The 321-nt window shown below is 70.7% G+C and carries 1 protein-coding gene; it reads left to right on the top strand.

Annotated features, from left to right (window positions below):
* Positions 1–321, top strand: a 321-nt coding sequence (locus ASG03_RS21905) for an aminotransferase class I/II-fold pyridoxal phosphate-dependent enzyme (protein ID WP_244475114.1), incomplete at both ends; no start/stop codon positions are given.

The raw sequence follows: 321 nt of genomic DNA, 5'->3' as shown, positions 1-321 counted from the left end.
GCGGTCGGCATGTACGGTCCGCGCGGCGGCGGCATTGCCGAGCGCGAGGGCCTGATGCATCGGTTGACCGTGATCGAGGGCACGCTCGGCAAGGCCTTCGGCGTGATGGGCGGCTATATCGCGGCGTCGGCTGCGCTGTGCGACTACATCCGCTCGTTTGCCTCGGGCTTCATCTTCACGACCGCGCTGCCGCCGGCGCTGGCCGCCGGCGCGCTGGCTTCCATCCGGCACCTGAAGGAAAGCCAGGTCGAGCGCTTCGCCCATCAGGAGCGGGTGCGCCGCCTGCGCGCGGCGCTCGATCGCAACGGCATCCCGCATCTG

It is taken from the genome of Rhizobium sp. Leaf341, from assembly GCF_001424325.1.
In the GTDB taxonomy this organism is placed as follows: Bacteria; Pseudomonadota; Alphaproteobacteria; order Rhizobiales; family Rhizobiaceae; genus Ferranicluibacter.
Note: the sequence above shows the minus strand (reverse complement) of the source record. Positions and strands in the feature narration are given on the sequence as shown.